The sequence below is a fragment of the Curtobacterium sp. PhB170 genome (assembly GCF_003752345.1).
In the GTDB taxonomy this organism is placed as follows: Bacteria; Actinomycetota; Actinomycetes; order Actinomycetales; family Microbacteriaceae; genus Curtobacterium.
Map to the genome: position 1 here is coordinate 133,691 of NZ_RJUM01000011.1, position 22,453 is coordinate 156,143.

The 22,453-nt window shown below is 70.5% G+C and carries 21 protein-coding genes; 8 read left to right on the forward strand and 13 right to left on the reverse strand.

What is annotated here, in order from left to right; translation table 11 throughout:
* Positions 1-96: 96 nt before the first annotated feature.
* Entirely contained in the window at positions 97-705 is a 609-nt protein-coding gene (locus EDF40_RS11505; protein ID WP_123339639.1) for a TetR/AcrR family transcriptional regulator C-terminal domain-containing protein, read from the reverse strand.
* A gap of 55 nt (positions 706-760) precedes the next feature.
* Here EDF40_RS11505 and EDF40_RS11510 point away from each other — a divergent pair, with 55 nt between their 5' ends.
* The 3 genes from EDF40_RS11510 to EDF40_RS11520 all read left to right on the forward strand — a co-directional run bounded on the left by EDF40_RS11510 (position 761) and on the right by EDF40_RS11520 (position 5,368).
* Positions 761-1,981: a beta-ketoacyl synthase gene (locus EDF40_RS11510; RefSeq protein ID WP_123339640.1), complete on the forward strand. Its 1,221-nt coding sequence runs from the start codon at positions 761-763 to the stop codon at positions 1,979-1,981.
* 31 nt (positions 1,982-2,012) lie between these two features.
* Positions 2,013-3,923, forward strand: coding sequence for an ABC transporter ATP-binding protein (locus EDF40_RS11515; protein WP_123339641.1), 1,911 nt, complete (start codon positions 2,013-2,015; stop codon positions 3,921-3,923).
* A 98-nt stretch (positions 3,924-4,021) separates the two neighbouring features.
* A complete protein-coding gene (locus tag EDF40_RS11520) occupies positions 4,022-5,368 on the forward strand; it encodes a DUF1254 domain-containing protein (RefSeq protein ID WP_123339642.1) in 1,347 nt (448 codons plus the stop codon).
* A 52-nt stretch (positions 5,369-5,420) separates the two neighbouring features.
* Here EDF40_RS11520 and EDF40_RS11525 read toward each other — a convergent pair whose 3' ends face one another.
* Positions 5,421-6,257, reverse strand: coding sequence for a helix-turn-helix domain-containing protein (locus tag EDF40_RS11525; RefSeq protein ID WP_123339885.1), 837 nt, complete (start codon positions 6,255-6,257; stop codon positions 5,421-5,423).
* 102 nt (positions 6,258-6,359) lie between these two features.
* Between EDF40_RS11525 and EDF40_RS11530 the strand changes: the two genes are divergently transcribed.
* Positions 6,360-7,040, forward strand: coding sequence for an SDR family NAD(P)-dependent oxidoreductase (locus EDF40_RS11530; protein WP_123339643.1), 681 nt, complete (start codon positions 6,360-6,362; stop codon positions 7,038-7,040).
* Between the two features lie 16 nt (positions 7,041-7,056).
* On the opposite strand, the gene EDF40_RS11535 is transcribed toward EDF40_RS11530, so the two are convergent.
* Positions 7,057-7,506, reverse strand: a complete 450-nt coding sequence (locus EDF40_RS11535; RefSeq protein WP_123339644.1) for a GNAT family N-acetyltransferase — start codon at positions 7,504-7,506, stop codon at positions 7,057-7,059.
* Positions 7,507-7,597: 91 nt separating this feature from the next.
* On the opposite strand from EDF40_RS11535, the gene EDF40_RS11540 reads away from it, so the two are divergent.
* Positions 7,598-8,629: an alcohol dehydrogenase catalytic domain-containing protein gene (locus EDF40_RS11540; protein WP_123339645.1), complete on the forward strand. Its 1,032-nt coding sequence runs from the start codon at positions 7,598-7,600 to the stop codon at positions 8,627-8,629.
* A 49-nt stretch (positions 8,630-8,678) separates the two neighbouring features.
* Here the strand turns inward: EDF40_RS11540 and EDF40_RS11545 are convergent, their stop codons facing one another.
* Positions 8,679-9,272, reverse strand: coding sequence for a dihydrofolate reductase family protein (locus EDF40_RS11545; RefSeq protein WP_123339646.1), 594 nt, complete (start codon positions 9,270-9,272; stop codon positions 8,679-8,681).
* Positions 9,273-9,423: 151 nt separating this feature from the next.
* Complete coding sequence (locus EDF40_RS19235) at positions 9,424-9,579, reverse strand: hypothetical protein (RefSeq protein WP_185003001.1); 156 nt, start codon at positions 9,577-9,579, stop codon at positions 9,424-9,426.
* A gap of 94 nt (positions 9,580-9,673) precedes the next feature.
* Here EDF40_RS19235 and EDF40_RS11550 point away from each other — a divergent pair, with 94 nt between their 5' ends.
* The gene (locus EDF40_RS11550; protein ID WP_123339647.1) at positions 9,674-10,573 is read left to right on the forward strand and encodes a shikimate dehydrogenase; all 900 of its coding nucleotides are present in this window, start codon (positions 9,674-9,676) and stop codon (positions 10,571-10,573) included.
* A gap of 96 nt (positions 10,574-10,669) precedes the next feature.
* Here EDF40_RS11550 and EDF40_RS11555 read toward each other — a convergent pair whose 3' ends face one another.
* The 4 genes from EDF40_RS11555 to EDF40_RS11570 all read right to left on the reverse strand — a co-directional run bounded on the left by EDF40_RS11555 (position 10,670) and on the right by EDF40_RS11570 (position 15,100).
* Entirely contained in the window at positions 10,670-10,936 is a 267-nt protein-coding gene (locus EDF40_RS11555) for a hypothetical protein (RefSeq protein WP_123339648.1), read from the reverse strand.
* A gap of 118 nt (positions 10,937-11,054) precedes the next feature.
* The gene (locus EDF40_RS11560) at positions 11,055-13,448 is read right to left on the reverse strand and encodes an excinuclease ABC subunit UvrA (protein ID WP_123339886.1); all 2,394 of its coding nucleotides are present in this window, start codon (positions 13,446-13,448) and stop codon (positions 11,055-11,057) included.
* Positions 13,449-13,872: 424 nt separating this feature from the next.
* On the reverse strand, positions 13,873-14,328 hold the full coding sequence (locus tag EDF40_RS11565) for an NUDIX hydrolase (protein ID WP_123339649.1): 456 nt from the start codon (positions 14,326-14,328) through the stop codon (positions 13,873-13,875).
* Positions 14,329-14,338: 10 nt separating this feature from the next.
* Positions 14,339-15,100 carry an SDR family oxidoreductase gene (locus EDF40_RS11570; RefSeq protein WP_111084008.1) on the reverse strand — a complete coding sequence of 254 codons (762 nt, stop codon included), beginning with the start codon at positions 15,098-15,100 and terminating at the stop codon, positions 14,339-14,341.
* A gap of 154 nt (positions 15,101-15,254) precedes the next feature.
* Here EDF40_RS11570 and EDF40_RS11575 point away from each other — a divergent pair, with 154 nt between their 5' ends.
* Together EDF40_RS11575 and EDF40_RS11580 are read left to right on the forward strand one after the other, a co-directional pair.
* The gene (locus EDF40_RS11575) at positions 15,255-15,728 is read left to right on the forward strand and encodes an NfeD family protein (RefSeq protein ID WP_260212674.1); all 474 of its coding nucleotides are present in this window, start codon (positions 15,255-15,257) and stop codon (positions 15,726-15,728) included.
* Entirely contained in the window at positions 15,725-16,951 is a 1,227-nt protein-coding gene (locus EDF40_RS11580; protein WP_123339650.1) for an SPFH domain-containing protein, read from the forward strand. Before EDF40_RS11575 ends, EDF40_RS11580 begins: the two co-directional genes overlap by 4 nt.
* 73 nt (positions 16,952-17,024) lie before the next feature.
* On the opposite strand, the gene EDF40_RS11585 is transcribed toward EDF40_RS11580, so the two are convergent.
* From EDF40_RS11585 to tatC, 4 genes are all read right to left on the reverse strand, one after another.
* Positions 17,025-17,375, reverse strand: a complete 351-nt coding sequence (locus tag EDF40_RS11585; RefSeq protein ID WP_111084006.1) for an RNA polymerase-binding protein RbpA — start codon at positions 17,373-17,375, stop codon at positions 17,025-17,027.
* 145 nt (positions 17,376-17,520) lie between these two features.
* Positions 17,521-19,113 carry an apolipoprotein N-acyltransferase gene (gene lnt, locus EDF40_RS11590; RefSeq protein WP_260212675.1) on the reverse strand — a complete coding sequence of 531 codons (1,593 nt, stop codon included), beginning with the start codon at positions 19,111-19,113 and terminating at the stop codon, positions 17,521-17,523.
* Between the two features lie 11 nt (positions 19,114-19,124).
* Entirely contained in the window at positions 19,125-21,569 is a 2,445-nt protein-coding gene (locus EDF40_RS11595) for an RNA helicase (RefSeq protein WP_123339651.1), read from the reverse strand.
* Positions 21,566-22,318, reverse strand: coding sequence for a twin-arginine translocase subunit TatC (gene tatC / locus EDF40_RS11600; RefSeq protein ID WP_111084003.1), 753 nt, complete (start codon positions 22,316-22,318; stop codon positions 21,566-21,568). The genes EDF40_RS11595 and tatC overlap by 4 nt, the downstream gene beginning before the upstream one ends.
* Positions 22,319-22,453 lie beyond the last annotated feature (135 nt).

Sequence of the window (22,453 nt, forward strand, 5' to 3'; positions counted from 1 at the left end):
GACAGTCCTCGCCGTGCTGAGCACGAGAACGGTCGCCTGGGCCGAGACTCGGCCCGCCCGGGCCGAGACTCGGCCCGCCCGGGCCGAGTCTCGGCGTCAGCGGATGGACACCGTGCCGGCCAGGTCGAGGTCCGACGGGCCGCCGGTGACGCCCGCATCCGCGAGGAGCGTGGCGCCGAACACCGCGCTCCAGAACGTCCGGGCATCACGTCCGACACCGCTCGGACTCGTCCAGCCGTGCTCGGCGACGACGCGCTCGAGGTAGCGCTCCGACTGCCGGAACAGGACCGCGAGCAGGAGTCGCACGCGCTCCCGCTGGGCGTCGTCGTCACCGGCGGCGGCCAGCGCGCGCACGACGAGCAGTGTCGACGGCATGGCGAGCGCGGTGCGTGCGAGCACCTGACGGAGCGCGTCGGCGGACCCGGCGCGCCGACCGGCTGCCTGCAGGCGCGTGGTGTCGCGGAGGAAGAGCGCGAAGGCGGCGTCGAGGACGAGGCGGTCCTTCGAGCCGTAGTGGTGCGTGATCTGGTTCGGGTAGACCCCGGCCGCACGGGCGATCTCGCTGACGGTGACGGCGTGGCGTGCGGTGCTCGCTCCGGCCGCGTCGCCGGCTGCCCCTGCGCTGAGGAGTCCGGCGGTCGCGGCGAGGATCCTCGCCCGGGTCGCCGCGCCGCGGGTCGTCCCGGTGCCGTCGGTGGTTGCCATCTCTGAATTGTACGTGGTACAACTCCACTTGTTCAACGTACAAGAAGGAGCACTCGTGGACATCTCCATCACCGGCTACGGCGCGGTCTCACCGTTCGGCCACGGCGTCGCGCCACTGTGGGACGCCCTGGTCGCCGGACGCTCCGGCGTGCACGAGCTGCACCGCGACCGGCAGCTCTGGGAACGGGTGCCGATCACGGTCGGCGCCGACGCGGCACTCGACGCCGATTCCGCACTCGGTCGCGTCCGGGCGAACCGACTCGACCGCAGCCAGCAGCTCGCGCTCGTCGCCGCCGGCGAAGCCTGGGCCGACGCCGGCGCGCCCGCGGTGGACGGCGACCGCCTGGCCGTCGTCGTCGGGACCGGCATCGGGGGAGTGGAGACGCTGCTCGACGCGCACGACGTGCTCGGGACCTCGGGCGCGCGTCGGGTGTCGCCCCGGACCGTCCCGATGCTCATGGCCAACGGAGCCGCGGCGCAGATCAGCATCGAGTACGGCGCCCGCGCCGGTGCGTACACGACCGTCTCGGCGTGCGCGTCCGGTGCCGAGGCGATCGCGACGGCCGCGCGGCTCATCGTCACGGGGGAGGCCGACGTCGTCATCGCGGGCGGCACCGAAGCGGCGGTCACGCCGGTCACCATGGCCTCGTTCGCACAGTCCCAGGCCCTCGCGAAGCCCGACGGTGACGACCCCACCACGTTGTCGCGACCGTTCGACGCCGACCGCCGCGGGTTCGTGCTCGGCGAGGGCGCCGGGTTCGTCGTCCTGGAACGGGCCTCGCACGCCGCCGCACGCGCACAGCGGTCGCACGGGACGCTCGCCGGGTGGGGGATCACGTCGGACGCGTTCCACATCACCGCCCCGCTCGGGGACGGCAGCGAGCAGGAGCGCGCGATGACGGCGGCGATCCGGATGGCCGGGCTCACCGGTGCGGACATCGACCACGTCAACGCGCACGCGACCGGGACCCCGGTCGGGGACGTCGGTGAGGCAGCGGCGATCGGTCGTGCTGTCGGGACCGGTGCGCTCGTCACCGCGCCGAAGAGCGCCATCGGGCACATGTTCGGTGCGGCGGGAGCAGTCGAGGCGATCCTGACGGTCCGGGCACTCGAGACCGGGGTCGTGCCGCCGACGCTGAACCTGCAGCACCAGGACCCGGCGATCGACCTGGACGTGGTGGCGGGGACGGCTCGGACCGCGATCATGCGTGCGGCGCTGAACAACTCGTTCGGGTTCGGCGGACAGAACGCCTCGTTGGTGTTCACCGCGGTCTGAGGGGCACGGGGACCGACGTATCCTGACTGCCATGAGCATGGAAGGCGTGGCCTGGAGCTCGCTGTACAAGATCTCGACCGCCAAGGACGGCAAGCACGGCATCTCGCGCGAGTCGGTGCGGCGGATCATGACGTTCGCAGTGCCCTACCGGGCCAAGCTGGTGGTCTTCATCGTCCTCTCCGTCGTGGGCGCCGTCCTCGCGGTCGCGACACCGGTGCTCGCCGGCCGGGTGGTCGACGTCATCGTCGCCCGGGGCGCGCTCAGCACGATCACCTGGCTCGCGGTCGTCATCGCCCTGGTCGCCGTGGGCGACGCAGGCGTGTCGCTCGCCACGCGCTGGTTCTCGGCACGCATCGGCGAAGGCGTGATCCTGGACCTCCGGACCGCCGTCTTCAACCACGTGCAGAAGATGCCGATCGCCTTCTTCACCCGCACACGCACGGGTGCCCTCGTCAGCCGCCTCAACAACGACGTGATCGGCGCGCAGCAGGCCTTCAGCGGCACGCTGTCCGGCGTGGTCACGAACCTCGTGGCACTGATCCTCACCCTGACCGTCATGCTCAGCACGTCCTGGCTCGTGACGGTCCTGGCGATCGTCATGCTCCCGATCTTCCTCGTCCCCGCGCGGCGCATGGGCAGCCGCCTCGCCGCACTGCGTCGCGAGGCCGCCGACCACAACGCCGCCATGAGCACGCAGATGACCGAGCGCTTCTCCGCGCCCGGCGCCACCCTCGTGAAGCTGTTCGGCCGGCCCGACGAGGAAGCCGAGGAGTTCCGCGTCCGCGCCGCCCGGGTCCGCGACATCGGGGTGCGGAGTGCCCTGCTGCAGTTCGTCTTCGTGACCGCCCTCACCCTGGTCTCCGCCCTCGCCCTTGCGCTCGTCTACGGGGTCGGCGGCGCCCTCGCACTCGGTGGCCAGCTGAACACGGGCGACGTGGTGACGCTGGCCCTCCTGCTCACCCGCCTGTACGCGCCGCTGACCAGCCTCGCGAACGCCCGGGTGGAGATCATGAGCGCGGTGGTCAGCTTCGAGCGCGTCTTCGAGGTCCTCGACCTCGAACCGCTCATCCAGGAGAAGCCCGACGCCGGCACCGTCCCCGACGGCCCGGTGGCGGTCGAGTTCGACGACGTCCGCTTCGCCTACCCCGCTGCGGACAAGGTCTCCCTCGCCTCGCTCGAGGAGGTCTCCACGCTGGACACCCGCGGCGGTGACGAGGTGTTGCACGGCGTCTCGTTCCGGATCGAGCCGGGACAGACCGTCGCCCTCGTCGGCACCTCCGGGGCCGGCAAGTCCACGATCGCGCAGCTGCTCTCCCGCCTGTACGACGTCGACAGCGGCGCCGTACGACTCGCCGGGTCGGACGTCCGCGACGTCACGTTCGCCTCCATGCGGCACACCATGGGGATGGTGACGCAGGACGGCCACCTGTTCCACGAGACCATCCGCTCCAACCTGCGCCTCGCACGGCCCGAGGCGACCGAGGACGAGGTGTGGGACGCCGTCCGGCGCGCACGGCTCGAACCGCTCATCCGCTCCCTGCCGGACCAGCTGGACACCATGGTCGGGGAGCGCGGCTACCGGCTGTCCGGCGGCGAGCGCCAGCGGATGACCATCGCCAGGCTCCTGCTCGCCCAGCCGCGCGTCGTCATCCTCGACGAGGCCACCGCCGCGCTGGACTCGACGTCCGAGGCCGCCGTGCAGGCTGCGCTCAGCGAGGCGCTCGAGGGGCGGACGGCGATGGTGATCGCCCACCGACTGTCGACCATCCGCAGCGCGGACCTGATCCTCGTGGTCGAGGACGGTTCGATCGTCGAGCGGGGGACCCACGAGGAACTGCTGGCCGTGGGCGGACGGTACGAGGAGTTGCACCGGACCCAGTTCGCGGTGCAGAAGGACGTCGCGGCGGACGAGGAAGCGCTGAGCCCGAGCTCGTCGCAGTGAGGCACGAGCTCTGATCGGGGGATGCCGGAAGTCGCATCGCGGCCTGCTCACCCGTTCGGGGTGAAGCCACTGGCGGCGGTCCGCGGTGAGATCGCTGCATGACCGACACAGCAGTGAGCAGTGATGCCGACCGAGCACTCCTGACGAAGGCGTACCTGTACGGCTTCCCGCTGGTGTTCAACCTCGCGCAGGTCGCGCGGTACGTCGAGACCGGTGTCGGCGCGGTTCCTGCGGCACCGTGGAACTCCTTCGGACACGCCCGTACCCTCGCCGGGCCGGACGACACGTTCGTCACCATCAACAACGACACGTTGTACTCGATGGCCCAGATCGACCTCAGTGTCGGACCGGTCCGGTTGCGCGTGCCCGACACGGCCGGGCGGTACTACATGCTGCAGTTCGTGTCCGCGTGGACGGACAACTTCGCCTACGTCGGCCACCGTGCGACCGGCACCCAGGCCGCGGAGTTCCTCCTCGTGCCACCGACGTGGGACGACTCCGCACCGTCGGGCACGACCGTCATCCACTTCCCGACGACGGTGGCGTCCATCGTCGGCCGCTGGGCGGTGAGCAGCGACGACGATCTGCCCGCCGTGCACGCGCTCCAGGACGCGACGACGCTGACGCCGCTGGACGACGCTGCCCGTCCGATCGGCCTCGCCGAACCGGACCCAGCCGTTCCCGAGGACCTGGTCTTCCTCGAGCAGTTCCGCGTCTGGTCCCAGCAGTTCCCGCCCGCGGCACGCGACCGCGAACTGCAGCGGTCGCTGGCTCCCGCCGGCACCACCGCGCCGACCAGCACGTACCTCGACCTGTCCACCACCGCGCACGAGACGCTCGCCGCCGGTCTCGACGCCGGACGAGCGGCGCTCGAGCACGCGCTCACCTCGGGTGCGAGCCCGCAGGTGAACGGCTGGAAGCTCACCCTGCACGCCTTCGACTACAACCTCGACTTCTTCGAGGTGGGTGCGCTCGACGACGACCGATTCACGATCACCGATCCGGAACTCCGCATCGTCGAACGCGCCGCAGCGGCACTCGGTGGTCTGTGGGGCAACCACGCGTACGAGGCGGCGTACATCATGACGTACGTCGACGACCAGGGTGAGCAGCTCACGGGGGCCCGGACCTACACGCTCCGTCTCGATCCGACCCCTCCCGTCGGCGGGTTCTGGTCGCTGACCATGTACTCCATGCCCGACTTCTACCTCGTCGCGAACCCCATCGACCGCTACTCGGTCGGCGACCGGACACCCGGCATCGTCCGCGACCCGGACGGCGCACTCACGATCACGATCAGCCACGAGCGGCCAGCGGACCCGGACGCCAACTGGCTCCCGAGCCCCGCCGGGGACTTCCGCCCGATCCTCCGGATGTACGAACCGGACGACGCCGTCCTGAGCCGAGCGTGGACCGCTCCGGCAGTCGTTCGTTCGGACCACTAGCCAGGGGACCAGCCGCCGTCCGGACGTCAGCGGCCGTGCTCGCCCATCGCGGTCACGGGGCTGCGGTGAACTGCTGCAGACCGGTGACGCGCAGCAGGTCGAGCTTCGCGGCGTCCTCGGTACCGGGGACCGCGGTGTAGACGACGATCCGCAGGTCGCCGCCCGGCACCGTCAGCACGTCGCAGTCGATCTCGATCGGCCCGACGGGCGTGTGCACCTGCTTGCGGCTCGCCCGGTGTTCGGCGATACGACCGGTGTCCCAGCGACGTTCGAACTCGGGCGACTCCCGCCGCAGCCGCGCGACGAGCTCGGCCAGGTCGCGGTCGGCGGGGTAGCGGCCGGATGCCTGCCGGAGGTCCGCTGCGAGGTCGCTCGAGAACTCCTCCTGGTGTTCGTCGTCCCACTCGACGCCGTCGTGCGCGTGCATGAAGTGGCGCCACACCAGGTTGCGCTCGATCCCCACCGTCCGGGACGGGTCACCGTTCAACGCAGCCCACAGGTCGTTCCACAGCACGATGTCGTGCGTCGCCGTGAACACCGCGATCGGGACGTCGCCGAGCCGGTCGACGAGCCGCTGCACCCCGGGGGTGATGTGCCGCGGGACGACCTGGAGCGACGGGGGAGCGACGCCCGCGACCCGGCACAGGTGGTCGCGCTCGGCCGCGGTGAGCCGGAGCGCCGTGGCGAGGGCGCCGAGGAGCTGCGGTGAGGGGTTCAGCGCGCGGCCCTGCTCGAGGCGGACGACGTAGTCGACGCTCACCCCGGCGAGCGCGGCGAGTTCCTCGCGTCGGAGACCCGGCGTGCGTCGGCCGGGCCCGGCCGGTAGGCCGACCTCTTCGGGACGGACGCGGTCGCGCCAGGAACGCAACACACTCGCGAACTCGCTCATGTCCACCATCTTCGCCCCGCGCCTCCCGTCCGTCCTGGTACTGGTGGTCCCACCGTCGCACGGTGCCTGGGGGAGTCAGCCGCTCGGGCGGAGAGTGGGGGCATGACAACGACACTCATCACCGGAGCCAACCGCAGCCTGGGGCTCGAGACCGTCCGCCGCCTCGTCGACGCGGGCCACACCGTGTACGCCGGCATGCGCGATCCGTCCACGGGCGACGAAGCACGCGCCCTCGGCGCCGAGGTGGTCCAGCTCGACGTGACCGACCAGAACAGCATCGACGCCGCGATCGCGACCATCCCCGTCCTCGACGTGCTCGTGAACAACGCCGGCATCCTCGGGACGTCGTTCGGCGTCGACGACCTCGACGCCGCGGCCATGTCCGCCGTGCTCGACACCAACGTCACCGGCATCGTCCGGGTCACGCAGGCAGCGCTCCCGCTCCTGCGGGCGTCCGACCACCCCGTCATCGTGAACGTCGCCTCGGGCGTCGGGTTCGCCCGGTGGTTGACGACCCCGGGCCACGACGAGTACGCGGTGCCGGCGGTGCCCTACGCCGCGTCGAAGGCCGCGGTGATCGCGTTGACCGTGCAGTACGCGAAGAACCTGCCGGGGTTCCGCGTCAACGTCAGTGACCCCGGGTACACCGCCACCGAGTTCAACGGGTTCGGCGGGCACCAGACGATCACCGAGGGCACGGACGCGACCGTCGCGCTCGCCACCGTCGGGCCGGACGGGCCCACGGGAGAGTTCCACAACCGGGACGGCCGCATCGAGTACTGAGGTCACGGCGTCCGGTTCAGTCGTGCACGTCGGCACCGAACCCCGGCCCGGGGCGCATCATCCAGCCTTCCGGGTCGGGGAGCGGACGGAACCCGAACCGCTCGTACAGTCCGTGCGCATCCGCGGTGAACAGGGCGAACCGCTTCAACCCGAGTGGCTCGATCGCGTCGGTCACGCCCTGCACGAGGGCGACGCCGACACCACGGCCACGAGCGTCCGGATCGACGAAGACGTCGGCCAGCCAGCCGAACGTCACCCCGTCGGTGATCACCCGGGCGTACCCGAGCTGCGCACCCGTCGCCGTGTCGTAGACGCCGAAGTTGCGGGACCCGGCGATGATCGCGTCCTGGGTGGCACGACTGCGACCCCGTGCCCAGTACGACTGCTCGCTGAGCCAGCGGTGCACGCGGTCGACGTCGAGGTCGGCGGGGTCGGCGGAGAAGTGCAGTGCGGTCGGTTCGTCCATGGGACCAGTGAACCGGCGGTCGCCATCGGCGGGCAACGGCCAATCCGTCGCCTGTGGACAACGCGGCACGACCGTCTGGGACGATGGCGGGATGCGCGCAGTCCAGTACGACCAGTTCGGATCCGCCCCGTCGATCGTCGACCTGCCCGATCCGGTGGCACCGGACCACGGTGTCGTCGTCCGGGTCGCGGCCACCGGGGTGTGCCGCAGTGACTGGCACGCCTGGAAGGGGCACGACGACTCCGTCTCGCTGCCGCACGTCCCCGGGCACGAATTCGCCGGTGTCGTCACGTTCGTCGGGGACTCGGTGACCCGGGTCTCGGTCGGTGATCGGGTGACCGCGCCCTTCGTGTTCGCCTGCGGGACGTGCCCGGAGTGCGTTGACGGCGCCACCCAGGTGTGCACGCGCCAGCAGCAGCCCGGGTTCACGCTGCCCGGTTCCTACGCCGAGTCGGTCGTCGTCCCGCACGCCGACGTCAACGTGGTCGCGCTGCCGGACGCCGTGGGCTTCGCCGAAGCCGCGGCGCTCGGGTGCCGGTTCGGGACGGCGTACCACGCGCTGCACGCCCGAGGGAGGGTCGCAGCAGGGGAGTGGGTGGTCGTGTTCGGCTGCGGCGGCGTCGGCCTGTCGACGATCATCGTCGCGGTCGCGGCGGGCGCACAGGTGATCGCCGTGGACGTCTCGTCGGCGGCACTCGAACGTGCTGCGGCACTCGGCGCCGTCACGGTGCCGATGGACGGAGCGGCAGTCGCCGCGGTCCGCGCTCGGACCGACGGTGGCGCGCACGTCTCGATCGACGCGTTCGGCAGCCGATCGACCTCCGTCGCAGCGGTCGCCTCCCTGCGCCCTCGGGGACGTCACGTGCAGGTCGGCCTGCTGCTCGACGACGAGGCCGAGCCGGTGATCCCGATGGGCCGCGTCATCGCTGATGAGCTCGAACTGCTCGGCAGCCACGGGATCTCCGTGGGGGAGTACGCGGCGATGCTCGCCGACGTCGTCACCGGGCGACTGCGTCCGGACGACTCGATCGGTCGGACGATCGGTTTCGACGACCTGCCCGGGGCGATGGTCGCCATGGATCGTCCCGCCACATCGGCCGGGATGACCGTCGCCGTCTTCTGACCTGCTCAGCGCTGTCTCCTGAACTGGACAGCACTGTCTCCTGAACTGTTCAGCGCTTCGGTCGGTACGCCAGTCCGAGCGCGCCGCCGGCGAAGGCCTGAGAACTGATCAGTTCGAGATCGAGTTCGTCCGTCAGGTCGGCGAACACGCCATCGCCCGACCCGAGCGCGACGGGCAGGACCGCCAGCCGGTACTCGTCGACCAGACCGGCCCGGACGAGGCTGCGGCCGAACTCCGTCCCGCCCTGAGCGAGGACGTACCCGCCCGACTCCTGCTTGAGCGCTGTCACCTCGGCTTCGAGCGGTCCGGCTGCGACCCGCGCACCCGTCCAGGTCGCCGCCGCGGGGGACTCGGGGTCGGGGACCGGCAGCGAGCGCGGATCGAAGTCGCGCTGCGTGGTGAAGACGACCTTGGGGATCCGGTTCATCGGTTCGGCGATCGGCCCAGGCGCGGTCGGCCAGAAACCTGAGATGGTCTCGAAGGTCTTGCGGCCGAATGCGTGCACGCCGGCACCAGCGACGACGTCGAGCACCCAGGCCATCGAGTCCGGACTCCCGCCGCGGAACATCCAGTCCGATTCGGCTCGGGGAGCAGCCACGAAGCCGTCCAACGACATCGACATCTTCAGGACGAGTTCACGCACGGGGAGCCCCTGTCCGGACCTGAGTTGACATAATATGCATTATCGGCGCGTGACTACGAGCGGCACCAGGCGCTTGGTGAGCAGAAAAGGTCGAGTCCCACCCGCGGACTCGACCTTTCCTGCTCACGAAGCACATCGTCGGGCGACCGTGTCAGTCGGCAGGCTTCGTCGGGACGTCGTCGGCGTCGATCTCGAGCGCCGCTGGCTCGCCGCCCTGTTCTTCCAGGTTCTCCTGGTCGGTGTCCGGCTGCTCCGGCGTTTCGCTCTGGGTGGTCTCTTCGGCTGGGTCTGGCTGGCTGTAGCTCATGCGCCGGACGGTACGCCGACCGTGCTGAGGACGCATCGGGCTCCATCCACAGCGCGCTACTGTCGGATGGCCGGTCGACGCCACGGGAGGAACGATGCCGCACACGCTCGTCGGGCTGATCGGCGCCGGACTGCACCGGTCGCTGACTCCCCTGATGCACGAAGCAGAGGGCCGGGTGCTCGGACTCGACTACGAGTACCGCCTGCTCGACCTCGACGTACTCGGCAGCACTGCGGCGGACCTTCCGGAACTGCTCGCCACCGCCGAGGCCGAGGGGTACCGCGCGGTCAACGTCACGCACCCCTGCAAGCAGGCCGTCGTCCCGTTGCTCGATGCGCTCGATCCCGGCGCTGCCCGGATCGGTGCGGTCAACCTCGTGCTGTTCCGCGACGGCCGCCGCATCGGGTACAACACCGACGAGACCGGCTTCCGGATCGCCGTGGAACGCGGCCTCGGCTCGGTCGCCGGGCAGCACGTCGTGCAGTTCGGTGCCGGTGGTGCCGGCTCGGCGATCGCCCACGCGCTCGTCGGACTCGGTGTCCGTCGGGTCGACGTCGTCGATGCGGACGTCGGCCGCGCGGAGGCGCTCGTCGCGACGCTCGAGCCACCGACCGACTCCCCCGTCGACGCCCGCGTCCTGGTGATGACCGATGCCGCCGAGGTGCTCGCGACGGCGGACGGGGCAGTCAACGCGACACCGCTCGGAATGAACGACGATCCGCGACAGGCATTCGACCCCGCGCTGCTCCCCCGAGGCGCCTGGGTCTCCGACGCCGTCTACTTCCCGCTCGAGACGCCGCTCGTCCGGTCGGCACGTGCGGCCGGAGGCCGGGTGGTCGACGGTGGCTGGATGGCCGTCGGTCAGGCGGTCGCGAGCCTCCGACACATCACCGGGCTCGAGCCGGACCTCGACCGTGTGCGCGCTGCCTTCACCGGGTTCCTCGCCGAGGGGCGAACCGCCGGTGACCGGACCGGACGCGAAGGCGCCGAATGAGCAGAAGAGGTCGAGTCCCGATGACGGACTCGACCTCTTCTGCTCACGATGCACGCCTGCGGGCGCACCGGAGACGCCCGAGTACCGGGCACTCCATCACGACTGGGTGAGGATGACCGCCGTCAGGATGTAGCCCACGATGCCGATGACGATCGCGACGGCCGACAGGATGATGCCGGCGAGGACGGTGCCGCGGCTGCCCCCACGCTTGCGCGCCAGGATGCCGAGCACGAGGCCGATGATGCCGGCGATGATGCCGATCAGCGCGACGAAGATGCCGCCGACGACGCCGACGATGCCGAGCACCAAGGAAACGACACCGAAGGTGTTGGACTGAGCGGGCGCGTTGCCGGGGTTGGACATGAGAGCTCCTTCGATCAGGACGCCGATCCAGGCCGGGTAGCCGATCGTGAGCGTCGATCAAACGCTATCCGAATCGCACCGGCAACGTTCAGGTTCCGCGCACGAACCGTCCCCTGCTTCAGGCGCCGACGTAGACCGCCAGGTGCTGGCCGGTCAAGGTCGAGCGGGCGGCGACGAGGTCGGCGGGCGTGCCCTCGAACACGATCCGTCCGCCGTCGTGCCCCGCGCCGGGCCCGAGGTCGATGATCCAGTCGGCGTGCGCCATCACGGCCTGGTGGTGCTCGATCACCACGACGGTCTTGCCCGAGTCCGCCAAGCGGTCGAGCAGCCCGAGCAACTGGGCGACGTCCGCCAGGTGCAGTCCGGTGGTCGGTTCGTCGAGCACGACGATGCCGCCACGCTCACCGAGGTGCGTCGCGAGCTTGAGCCGCTGCCGCTCTCCGCCGGACAGCGTCGTGAGCGGCTGCCCGATCGTCAGGTACCCGAGTCCGACGTCGGCCAGGCGTGCCAGGATCGTGTGCGCAGCAGGCAGCGCGGCCGGGCCGTCGGCGAAGAACGCCACGGCCTCGGCAACGGACATGCCCAGGACCTGGCTGATGTCCTTGCCACCGAGCTGGTAGCCGAGCACCGACTGGTCGAACCGCTTGCCGTCGCACTCCACGCACGGGGTGGCGATGCCCGCCATCATCCCGAGGTCGGTGTAGACGACACCGGCGCCGTTGCACGCGGGGCACGCGCCCTCGGAGTTCGCGCTGAACAGCGCGGGCTTCACGCCGTTGGCCTTCGCGAACGCCTTGCGGATGGGTTCGAGCAGCCCGGTGTACGTCGCCGGGTTGCTGCGTCGAGAGCCGCGGATCCCGCTCTGGTCGATGGCCACGACACCCTCGCGATGCGCGAGTGACCCGTGGATCAGCGTGCTCTTGCCAGAACCGGCGACCCCCGTCACGACGGTGAGCACACCGGTGGGGACGTCAACGTCGACGTCGTGCAGGTTGTGTGCCGCCGCACCGCGGATCGCGATCGCCCCGTCGGACCGGCGGACGGCGGTCTTCACCGAGACGCGGTCGTCCAGGTGCTGACCGGTGATGGTCCCGCTCCCCCGCAGCCCCTGCACCGGACCCTGGTAGCAGAGCGTCCCGCCGCCGGAGCCGGCGCCCGGGCCGAGGTCGACGACGTGGTCGGCGATCGCGATCACCTCGGGCTTGTGCTCGACCACCAGCACGGTGTTCCCCTTGTCGCGCAGCCGCAGCAGCAGGCCGTTCATCCGCTCGATGTCGTGCGGGTGCAACCCGGTGCTCGGCTCGTCGAAGACGTACGTGACGTCGCTGAGGGACGACCCGAGGTGCTTCACCATCTTGACCCGCTGTCCCTCTCCCCCGGACAGCGTGCCGGTCGGGCGGTCGAGCGAGAGGTAGCCGAGACCGATCTCGACGAACGACTCGAGCAGGTCGCGGAGGCCGTCGAGCAGCGGCGCGACGCCGGGGTCGTCGATGGCCCGCAGCCACGGCACGACGTCGGTGATCTGCATCGAACAGACGTCGGCGATGCTCTTCCCGCTGATCTTCGACGAGCGGGCGATGTCGTTCAGCCGGGTGCCGCCGCACGCCGGGCACGTCGTGAAGGTCACCGCACGGTCGACGAAGGCGCGGATGTGCGGCTGCATCGCCTCGCGGTCCTTCTGCAGCATCGAACGGCGCACCCGGGGGACGAGCCCCTCGTACGTCATGTTGATGCCGGCGATCTTCTGCTTCGTGGGCTCGCGGTAGAGGAAGTCGGCGCGCTCTTGCTCGGTGAAGTCGCGGATCGGGGTGTCCTTGTCGAAGTACCCGGACTCCGCGTACATCCGGACGTTCCACCCGTCGGTGCCGTAGCCGGGGATCGTGATCGCCCCGTCGCCGAGCGCCTTCGAGTCGTCGAACAGCTGCGTCAGGTCGATGTCGTTGACCAGCCCGCGCCCCTCGCAGTCGGCGCACATTCCGCCGAGCCGAGTGAACGAGACCTTCTCGGCCTTGGCGTCCTTGCCCTTCTGCACGGTGATCGCTCCCCCGGCGGTGACCGTCGCCAGGTTGAACGAGAACGCGTTCGGACCACCGACGTGTGGGTCGCCCAGACGGCTGAAGAGCACGCGCAGCATCGCGTTCGCATCGGTGGCGGTGCCGACGGTCGACCGCGGGTCGGCACCGATGCGCTCCTGATCGACGACGATCGCGGTGGTCAGGCCGTCGAGCAGGTCGACGTCGGGTCGTGCGAGCGACGGCATGAAGCCCTGCACGAAGGCGCTGTACGTCTCGTTGATCATCCGCTGCGACTCGGCGGCGACCGTGCCGAACACGAGGGAGCTCTTGCCGGACCCGGACACACCGGTGAACACCGTGAGTCGACGCTTCGGCAGATCGACGTCGATCCCCCGCAGGTTGTTGGCGCGGGCACCGCGCACGCGGATCCGGTCGTGGCCGTCGGCGGCGTGCACGCTCAGGCTCGGGGCGGCGTCGTCACCGGAACTGGTATGCATGTCGATCAGCGTACCGGCGGGTACCGACACCGACAAGACAACCCAGCACCGTGCGTTGGACGCAACCCACCACCGGACAGGAGGCACGGGTCAGGCCCGCACCGCGCCTCCCGCCAGCACCGTGCGCACCTTCTCACCCCGTGCGCGCTTCCACGCACCGTGCAGCGCCACAAGCGCGCACCACGCCACCAACCCCGCACCGACCGACGGACCCAGCACCGTGCGTTGGACGCGACCCGCCACCGGACAGGAGTCACGGATCAGGCCCGCACCGCGCCTCCCGACAGCACCGTGCGCACCTTCTCACCCCGTGCGCGGTTCCGCGCACCGTGCAGCGCCACAAGCGCGCACCACGCCACCAACCCCGCACCGACCGGCGGACCCAGCACCGTGCAGACGACGGCCGGGTCAGACGACGGCCGGGTCAGGCGGCGGCGAACCGACGCAGCAGCTCCGGCAGCTCCGCCGGTTCGTACGGCTCGTCGGTGGCGTCGAGTTCGTCGGCGGTCCACCAGCGCGACGCGAGGATGTCGACCCGCTCGTCATCGGTCCACTCGGCGTCCGACAACTCGAAGCCCGGGGTGCGCACGACGTAGAACTCGCTGTGGCCGCGGTCGTGGTCGGCGAGGTCCCACTCGACGGTGAAGTCCCATGACCACACGGGCTCACCCGGGTCGTCGATGACGATGCCGGTCTCCTCGCGCAGCTCGCGGATCGCCGCGTCGCGGTGGTCCTCGCCGGGGTCGACCCCGCCACCCGGCGTGATCCACCGGTGGGCACCGTCCGACGACGGCGAGTTCGTGTCCATCAGGAACACGCGACCCTCGGGGTCGAGCAGGATGATGCGGGAGGTTCGGCGCAGGCCGGGCTTGGCAGTCACCCGCCCGACGCTAGCCGACGAAGCCGCTGACGTCGCCGACGAGCTTGGTGTGGTCGGCGGGGATCGGCTCGATCGCAGCGAGGGCGATCTCGGCGGCGAACTCCGACACGCTGTAGAGCTTGCCGACCTCTTGCCGGCGGCCCTCGATCGCGCCGGGGTTCAGGCGGTTCAGCAGGGTCGCGGTGATCGTGCCCTCGATCATGTCGCCGGAGACGACGACGAACTCGATGCCGGCGGCCTCGAGCTGCGGGATGAGCTCGCGCAGGGCGAGTTCGCCGGCACGCTTGCTCTTGGCGACGGGGACGTACTCGTCCATCGTCTCGGCGGTCTCGACGAAGTGGGCCTGGTGGCTCGTGACGAACACGACGCGCGACCCGGCGGGCATGTGCGGCACGGCCGTCTGGAGCATGTCGACCTGCGCGTCGCGGTTGAGGCGGAGCGCGTAGTCCTCGCCGAGCCCGGACTCCATGCCACCCGAGGCGTTCAGCACGAGCAGGTCGATGCCGCCCCACTCCTGTACGACGGTGTCGACGAGCGCCTGCACCGACTCGTGGTCGGTCAGGTCGGCGCCGATCGCCAGGGCGGAGCCACCGGCCGCGACGACCTTCTCGGCGATCTGCTCGGCGCGCTTGGCCTTGTTGCGGTAGTTCACGACGACCTTGGCGCCGGCCTCGGCCAGGTACCCGACGGTGTCGGCGCCGATGCCGCGCGACGAGCCGGTGACGACGGCGCGCGTGTCGGTGAGGGATCCGGGGGCGAGGGGGTTGCTCACAGTCGTGTTCTCCAGGTCGTGTTCCGGCCGGTCGGCCGCACCGAGCCTACCAATCGCCTGCACGGCCGACCGACCCTCCTGATATGTTGAACGGAGTTGTACCGGCCGTCGCGACGCTGCGAGCCACGGCGCGCGACCGAGGGAGGGAGATCGCGTGAACGGAATCGATTGGATCCAGACCATCGTCTGGATCGGACTGGTGTTGCTGCTGGGAGTGGTCGAGATCTTCACCCTCGACTTCATCTTCATCATGCTCGCGGCCGGAGCCGCCGGGGGGTTGATCGCCGCCCTGCTCGGCGCCCCGTGGTGGCTGTCCGCCATCGTCTCCGCCGTGCTCGCGCTCGTGCTGCTGTCGCTCGTGCGACCGCGCCTGCTGCTCATGCTCGGCCGAGGCGCCGACCCGCACCGCACGAACATCGAGGGGCTCATCGGGCTCCCCGGCACCGTCGCCGTCGCGTTCACATCATCTGCTCCTGGTCAGGTCCGCCTGGCCAACGGCGAGACCTGGAGCGCACGGTTCGCCGTGGGCGCCATCGACCGCACACCGCCACTCGGCACCCCCGTGGTCGTCGAGTCGATCGAGGGGTCGACCGCGGTCGTGCGCCTCGCAGAAAGGGCCACCTCGTGACCATCACACCCGGGACGATCGCACTGCTCGTCCTGATCCTCGTCGTCGTCATCTTCGTGATCGTCGTCCTGGCCAAGGCGATCCGCATCGTCCCGCAGGCCACCGCGGGCATCGTGGAACGCCTCGGCAAGTACCACAAGACCCTCTCGCCGGGCCTGAACCTGCTCGTGCCGTTCATCGACCGCCTGCGGCCCCTGCTCGACATGCGCGAGCAGGTCGTGTCGTTCCCGCCGCAGCCGGTGATCACCGAGGACAACCTCGTGGTCTCCATCGACACCGTCGTGTACTTCCAGGTCACCGACGCCCGCGCGGCGACGTACGAGATCGCGAACTACCTCGGCGCCGTCGAGCAGCTCACCACCACCACGCTCCGCAACGTCGTCGGTGGCCTCAACCTCGAAGAGGCCCTGACCAGCCGCGACAACATCAACGGTCAGCTCCGCGTCGTGCTCGACGAAGCGACCGGCAAGTGGGGTATCCGCGTCGGCCGTGTCGAGCTCAAGGCGATCGAGCCGCCCGTGTCCATCCAGGACGCCATGGAGCAGCAGCTGCGTGCCGAGCGGAGCCGTCGTGCCGCGATCCTGCAGGCCGAGGGCACCAAGCAGTCCCAGATCCTCGAGGCCGAGGGGCAGCGGCAGGCCGCCATCCTCGCGGCCGAGGGTGACGCCAAGGCCCAGGTGCTCCGCGCCGAGGGTGAAGCCTCGGCCATCGCCACGGTCTTCGAGGCCATCCACACCGGTGACCCCGACGACAAGCTGCTCTCGTACCAGTACCTGCAGATGCTCCCGAAGATCGCCGAGGGCACCGCGAACAAGCTCTGGATGATCCCGAGCGAGTTCACCGAGGCGCTGTCCGGCATCGCGAAGGGCTTCTCCGGCGGACGGAGCGGGAGCGGCCCGGTCGCCGGCGCCGGTTCGGGCGGGGACTTCCTCTCCCGCATCTCCAAGCTCGCGAACGAGAGCCTGGCGAACACCGCCGCTGCCGGGTCCGCCGGCACGACCATGCCGCGTGCGGATGCCACCGCCGCGGACATCGTCCCCGAGTCCGACCTCGACGCGCGACTGGCCGAGTCGAACCGAAGCGTCGACGCGCACCTCGCAGCCGCCGACGACGCGACCGCCGAGAAGGTCGACGACGCACCGGCCCCGCAAGCCGACGCCGCGCAGCACCCGAACGACGAAGCGTCGGGGCACCGCACCAGCGACGGCTCCGGCCGACGCTGACCCGCACCACCACGAACGACGATGCCCGCCCCGGGGAACCGGGGCGGGCATCGTCGTTCGTCAGGTGGTGGTGTCAGGCACCGCGTCGTGCGCGCAGGACCTGCAGGCGCTCCTCGAGGAGCTCCTCGAGTTCCTCGCGCGAGCGACGTTCGAGCAGCATGTCCCAGTGGGTACGGGGCGCCTTGACGTCCTCTGCTGCGACCTCGACGGGGATGCCGTCGTCACCGAGCAGCCGTCCTTCGCGGCCGGAGCGAGGCTCCGACCAGGTCTGGGGCACGTCTGCGTCAGCGGAGAAGACGATGTCGAAGGTCTCCCCCGAATCGGTCTGGTAGACCGCGCGCTTGCGGTCCGAGAGCTCGACGCCCTCTTCGCTCTGGAGGCTCTGACTCCCGAGCCGCATGCCGCGGAGACTCCGATCAGCCATGTGTGTGCTCCTCTCGCTCGTCTGCCCTCCACAACACTGTCCCACGCCCCGTCGTTCCCGACTGGGCGCATTCACAGTCCGTTCCCAGTGCGTGGCCCCGATGCACAGGATCACAGCCTCGGACGGACAGGGACGCGGCGGCGGATCAGGAGCGCTTGCGGCGTCCCCACGGTGCACAGGCGAGCAGCACGAGGAGCCCGCCGAGCGACAGGAACAACGCGATCGACCCCGAAGCGAGCGACGCCGGGGTCGTCGAGGTGCCGAGCGGCACGTCGGTCACCATCGAGGTCGCGGTGTACTCGGGGACCCGGTCGATGGTGCGTCCGGACGGGTCGATGACCTGCGAAGCGCCGACGGTCGAGATGTTGACGAGCGACCGACCGGTCTCGATCGCCCGCATCCGCGCGATCTCGAGCTGCTGCAGGTTCTCGTCGGTGCCGGAGAAGTCCGCGTTGTTCGTCTGCGCGAGGATCACCTGCGCTCCCCCGCGCACCATGTCGCGGGTCAGTCCGTCGTCGACGATGTCGAAGCAGATCGCGATGCCCGCCTTGATCCCCGCCACCGGCAGGACGTTCGGCTTCGTCCCCGGCGTGTAGTCGCGCTGCAGCAGGCCGATCAGGGACGGCGCGAGCTTCGAGAAGAACCACCGGTCCGGTACGTACTCGCCGAAGGGCACCGGGCGCTTCTTGTCGTAGGACGACTGCCACCCGTCGGCGGTCCACACGAACGACGTGTTGTGCAGCACCCCGGACGGGGTCTGCGTGATGGCTCCGGCGACCAGCGGCGCACCGACCGAGTCTACGACGGCGTCGAGCGACGACGCGATCACGGGCTGCTGGCGCGGGTCGAACTCGGCGGAGGCCTCGGGCCAGACGACGAGGTCGACGTCCTTCGCCTCGACGTCGGTCGCCGCGACCTGCGCCGCCAGGACCTCGCCCGGCGCAGCCCGGTCGAAGTACCCGGCCGGCCCGTTGCCCTGCACCGACTCGATCCGGATGGTGCCGGACGTCGCGGTCGGCCAGGCCGGCACCGCCAGCACGGCGGCGACGAGCAACCCGGCGGTCGCGACCCGGACCGGCAGCCGCAGGGTCGCGCCCGGCGCCCGCGGGGACACGAGGGCGAGTGACACGACGACCGCGACGCAGTAGACGACCACGAACGTCACCCCGAGGACGCCGACGTACGCCGCGAGGTGGGTGAACGGCCCCTGCGACTGCGACAGACCGACGCGCCCCCAGGCGAAACCGCCGTACGGCCAGCTCCCCGAGAACCACTCGCGTCCGGTCCACAGTGCGGCGACCACGGCCGGGAGGCCCCACACGCGCCCGGCGGTCGAGGGCACCACGCGCGCGACCCAGCGGTACGCAAGGGCGATCGCGACGCTGCCGAGGGCGAAGAACGCGGCCTCCAACAACGCCAGCGCGAACCACGGGACGGGCCCCAGGTAGCGGCCGGCCCACGAGATGGCCGGGATCCAGAACGCGGCACCGGCCACGTAGCCGAGCCACGCGGCCCTGCGGGCACGCTGGCCCATCGCGGCGAGGAGCATGCAGGCCAGGGCCGGGAAGGCCAGGAACCACCAACCGGGAGACGGGAACGCGAGCGCGAAGAGCACCCCGCCGATGACGGCCAGGGGCAGCGCGCTGCCCAGCGGGAGCGCCGCGAACGTGCCGTCCGCGACCGCACCGCGGCCCACGCGCGCGGGCACCCCGCGCACACCGGTCTCCGGAACCCGCACCGTGCCTCCTGTCAGACCGCGGCGTAGGCGACGATGCCGCGGCGCACCGCGTCGGTCGCACGTCGGGCGGTCTGGGCGAGGTCGTCGTCACCGGCGTTCCGGATCTGGTCGAGCAGGTCGATGACCTGCTTCGACCAGCGGACGAAGTCGCCGGCGGGCAGGTCGAGGGTGCGCAGGACGTCGTCGAGGGCCGAGCCGGAGGCCCAGCGGAACATGCCCACCGCCATCGCCGGGGTGGGCGGCACCGAACCGGCCAGACGGGCATCGCGCTCGATGTCGTCGAGGCGCGACCAGATCGTCAGGGTCTCGTCGAGGGCCGGACGGAACGCGCCGCGCGGCAGTGCGTGCTCGGTGCCGGGGGCGTCGTCGCGTCGGGGCTGGTAGATGATCGTGGCGGCCATCGCGGCGAGCTGTGCCGGCGTGAGGTCCTTCCAGACACCCGCCTCGAGGCACTCGGCGACGAGCAGGTCGCGATCGCCGTAGATGCGCTGCAGCCGGCGGCCACCAGCGGCCACGGTGGCCTCGCCGTTGCCGGCGTCGACGAGGTAGCCGAGCTGCAGGAGCACGTCGGTGACCCGGTCGAACGTGGTCGCGACGGCACCGGTGCGGGACCGGATCTGCTGGAGCAGCTTGTCGTTGACGCGCTTCAGCTTCCACCAGCGCTCCGCCCAGCGGGCGTGCGCCTCGCGATCGGGGCAGGCATGGCAGGGGTGCCGCTGCATCTGGCGACGGACCGCCGTGATCGCGGCCTGCCGTTCCTGCCGCGCGCCGTGCGAGGCCTCGCGCCCACCGGGCACGTTCGTGCGCTCGAGGTCGGAGAGCTCGCGGCGGAGCGTCGAGTACTCGGTGAAGTCGCCGAGGTGGCACTGCATGGCCTCGCGGTAGCCCTCGAGGGACTCCTGCTGCGAGCGGACCTTGCGGGCCAGGTCGACCACGGACCGGTCGGCCTGGAACTGCGCGAACGAGGTCTCGAGGACCTCGCGCGTGCGCTGCCGCCCGAACTGGTCGATCAGGTTGACGGCCATGTTGTACGTCGGCTTGAACGACGAGTTCAGCGGGTAGGTGCGCCGGCTGGCGAGCGAGGCGACGGCCTGGGGGTCGAGGCCGTCGGTCCACTGGATGACCGAGTGCCCCTCGACGTCGATGCCACGGCGTCCGGCACGCCCGGTGAGCTGGGTGTACTCCCCCGGGGTGATCGGGACACGGGCCTCGCCGTTGAACTTCTCGAGCTTCTCGAGCACCACCGTGCGCGCGGGCATGTTGACACCGAGCGCGAGGGTCTCGGTGGCGAACACCACCTTGAGCAGCTTGCGTTGAAAGAGGTTCTCGACCACTTCCTTGAACGCGGGGAGCATGCCGGCGTGGTGCGCGGCGACACCGCGCTCCAGGCCCTCGAGGAACTCCCAGTAGCCGAGGACGGCGAGGTCCTCGTCCGGCAGGGTGCGGCAGTGGTACTCCGCGGTCTCGCGGATCTCGTTGCGCTCCGGGACCGTGGTGAGCGACAGGCCGGAGCGCAGGACGTTGCGGACGCCCTGGTCACACCCGGCTCGGCTGAACACGAAGAAGATCGCGGGCAGCAGCATCCGCTCGTCGAGCATGTGCGCGATGCGTTCGCGGTGCAGTTTCTCGGTACGCGGCCCACGGCGGTCGTGGTATCCCCCACGCCCTCGTCCGCCACGGTGGCCGCCGCCGTGCCGTTCGCTGCGCGAGGCTCCACCGACCATGCGGAGCAGTTCCGGGTTGACGCGGTTCGTCGCCGCCGCACCGCTCGAGTCGAACAGGTCGACCATCTTCGAACCGACCAGGACGTGCTGCTCGAGCGGGACCGGGCGGTCTTCCGACACGATGACGTCGGTGTCCCCGCGGACGGCCTGCAGCCAGTCGCCGAACTCCTCGGCGTTGGACACCGTCGCGCTGAGCGAGACCAGCCGGACCTCGGTCGGCAGGTGCAGGATCACTTCTTCCCACACCGCACCGCGGAACCGGTCGGCCAGGTAGTGGACCTCGTCGAGGACGACCCAGGCCAGGTCGTCGAGCAGGTCGGAGTCGGCGTAGATCATGTTCCGCAGGACCTCGGTCGTCATCACGACGACCCGCGCCCGCGGGTTCACGTTCGTGTCACCGGTGAGCAGGCCCACCTCGGACTCGCCGTAGACCTCGACCAGCTCGGCGTACTTCTGGTTGCTCAGCGCCTTCATCGGTGTCGTGTAGAACACCTTCGCCGTCGGCTGCCGCATGGCCAGCCAGATCGCGAACTCGGCCACGATCGTCTTGCCGGCACCGGTCGGCGCAGCCACGAGCACGCTGCGGCCCTGGTCGAGCGCGTCGCACGCGGCGAACTGGAACGGGTCGAGGTCGAAGCGCAGGTCGGCGCGGAACAGCTCCAGGTTGCGGGAGCGGTTCCGGACCTTGGCGGCGGCGAAGCGCTCGGCCGCGCTGAGGTCCGCGCCCGTCACAGGCCGTACTCTTCGTCGAGCTTGGCCTGCTTCTTCGCCACCCTGCGGTCGTGGAACCAGGCCACGACGCACGCGGCGATGTAGAGCACCACCATCGGGACGGCCAGCAGGAACATCGAGATGACGTCGGCGCTCGGCGTGACGATCGCGCAGAAGACCAGGATGCACAGGATCGCGATGCGCCAGGACTTGATGATCGCCGCCGCCGACAGCACGCCGACGAAGTTCAGCAGCACGATGAAGACCGGCAGCACGAACGCGATGCCGACTGCGACGATGAGCTTGATGACGAAGTCGTAGTACGCCTTCGCGTCGACGATCGAGGTGTCCTGGCTCGACACGAAGCTGCCGAGGATGCCGACCACGTGCGGCAGGATGTACCACCCGAAGTAGCACCCGGCGAAGAACAGCGGGATCGCGGTGCCGAGGAAGCCCCACACGTACTGCTTCTCACGCCGCACCAGGGCGGGCACGATGAACGCCCAGATCTGGTACAGCCAGACCGGGCTGGCGATGACGATGCCGATCGTGATCGCGATCTGCAGCTTGAGGTCGAACGCGCCTGTGATCATCGGGAAGTTCAGCTCGGCCGTGTGCCCGCCGACCTTGGCGAGCTCGGCCACCGGTGCCCGGAGCGAGTCCAGCACGAACGGGGTCAGGAACCATCCACCGACCGCGGCGATGACCACGGCGATCACTGCGCGGAACAGGCGGTTGCGCAGCTCGATGAGGTGCTGCCCGAGCGACATGCGGCCTTCGGCGTCGTTGTCACGGCGCCCTTGCCGCCTCGCTCGCCCGCGCGCGGTCGTCGAAGCCATGGGTCGATCCTACGGGGTGGGGACCGACAGTTCGGCGCGCTCCGTGCGAACGCACATGCAGGAGCG

Coding starts and splice junctions, on each gene's coding strand:
- EDF40_RS11505 (WP_123339639.1), bottom strand. CDS start 705: ATGGCAACCACCGACGGCACCGGGACGACCCGCGGCGCGGCGACCCGG.
- EDF40_RS11515 (WP_123339641.1), top strand. CDS start 2,013: ATGAGCATGGAAGGCGTGGCCTGGAGCTCGCTGTACAAGATCTCGACC.
- EDF40_RS11520 (WP_123339642.1), top strand. CDS start 4,022: ATGACCGACACAGCAGTGAGCAGTGATGCCGACCGAGCACTCCTGACG.
- EDF40_RS11525 (WP_123339885.1), bottom strand. CDS start 6,257: ATGAGCGAGTTCGCGAGTGTGTTGCGTTCCTGGCGCGACCGCGTCCGT.
- EDF40_RS11530 (WP_123339643.1), top strand. CDS start 6,360: ATGACAACGACACTCATCACCGGAGCCAACCGCAGCCTGGGGCTCGAG.
- EDF40_RS11535 (WP_123339644.1), bottom strand. CDS start 7,506: ATGGACGAACCGACCGCACTGCACTTCTCCGCCGACCCCGCCGACCTC.
- EDF40_RS11540 (WP_123339645.1), top strand. CDS start 7,598: ATGCGCGCAGTCCAGTACGACCAGTTCGGATCCGCCCCGTCGATCGTC.
- EDF40_RS19235 (WP_185003001.1), bottom strand. CDS start 9,579: ATGAGCTACAGCCAGCCAGACCCAGCCGAAGAGACCACCCAGAGCGAA.
- EDF40_RS11550 (WP_123339647.1), top strand. CDS start 9,674: ATGCCGCACACGCTCGTCGGGCTGATCGGCGCCGGACTGCACCGGTCG.
- EDF40_RS11555 (WP_123339648.1), bottom strand. CDS start 10,936: ATGTCCAACCCCGGCAACGCGCCCGCTCAGTCCAACACCTTCGGTGTC.
- EDF40_RS11560 (WP_123339886.1), bottom strand. CDS start 13,448: ATGCATACCAGTTCCGGTGACGACGCCGCCCCGAGCCTGAGCGTGCAC.
- EDF40_RS11585 (WP_111084006.1), bottom strand. CDS start 17,375: ATGGCTGATCGGAGTCTCCGCGGCATGCGGCTCGGGAGTCAGAGCCTC.
- tatC (WP_111084003.1), bottom strand. CDS start 22,318: ATGTCGCTCGGGCAGCACCTCATCGAGCTGCGCAACCGCCTGTTCCGC.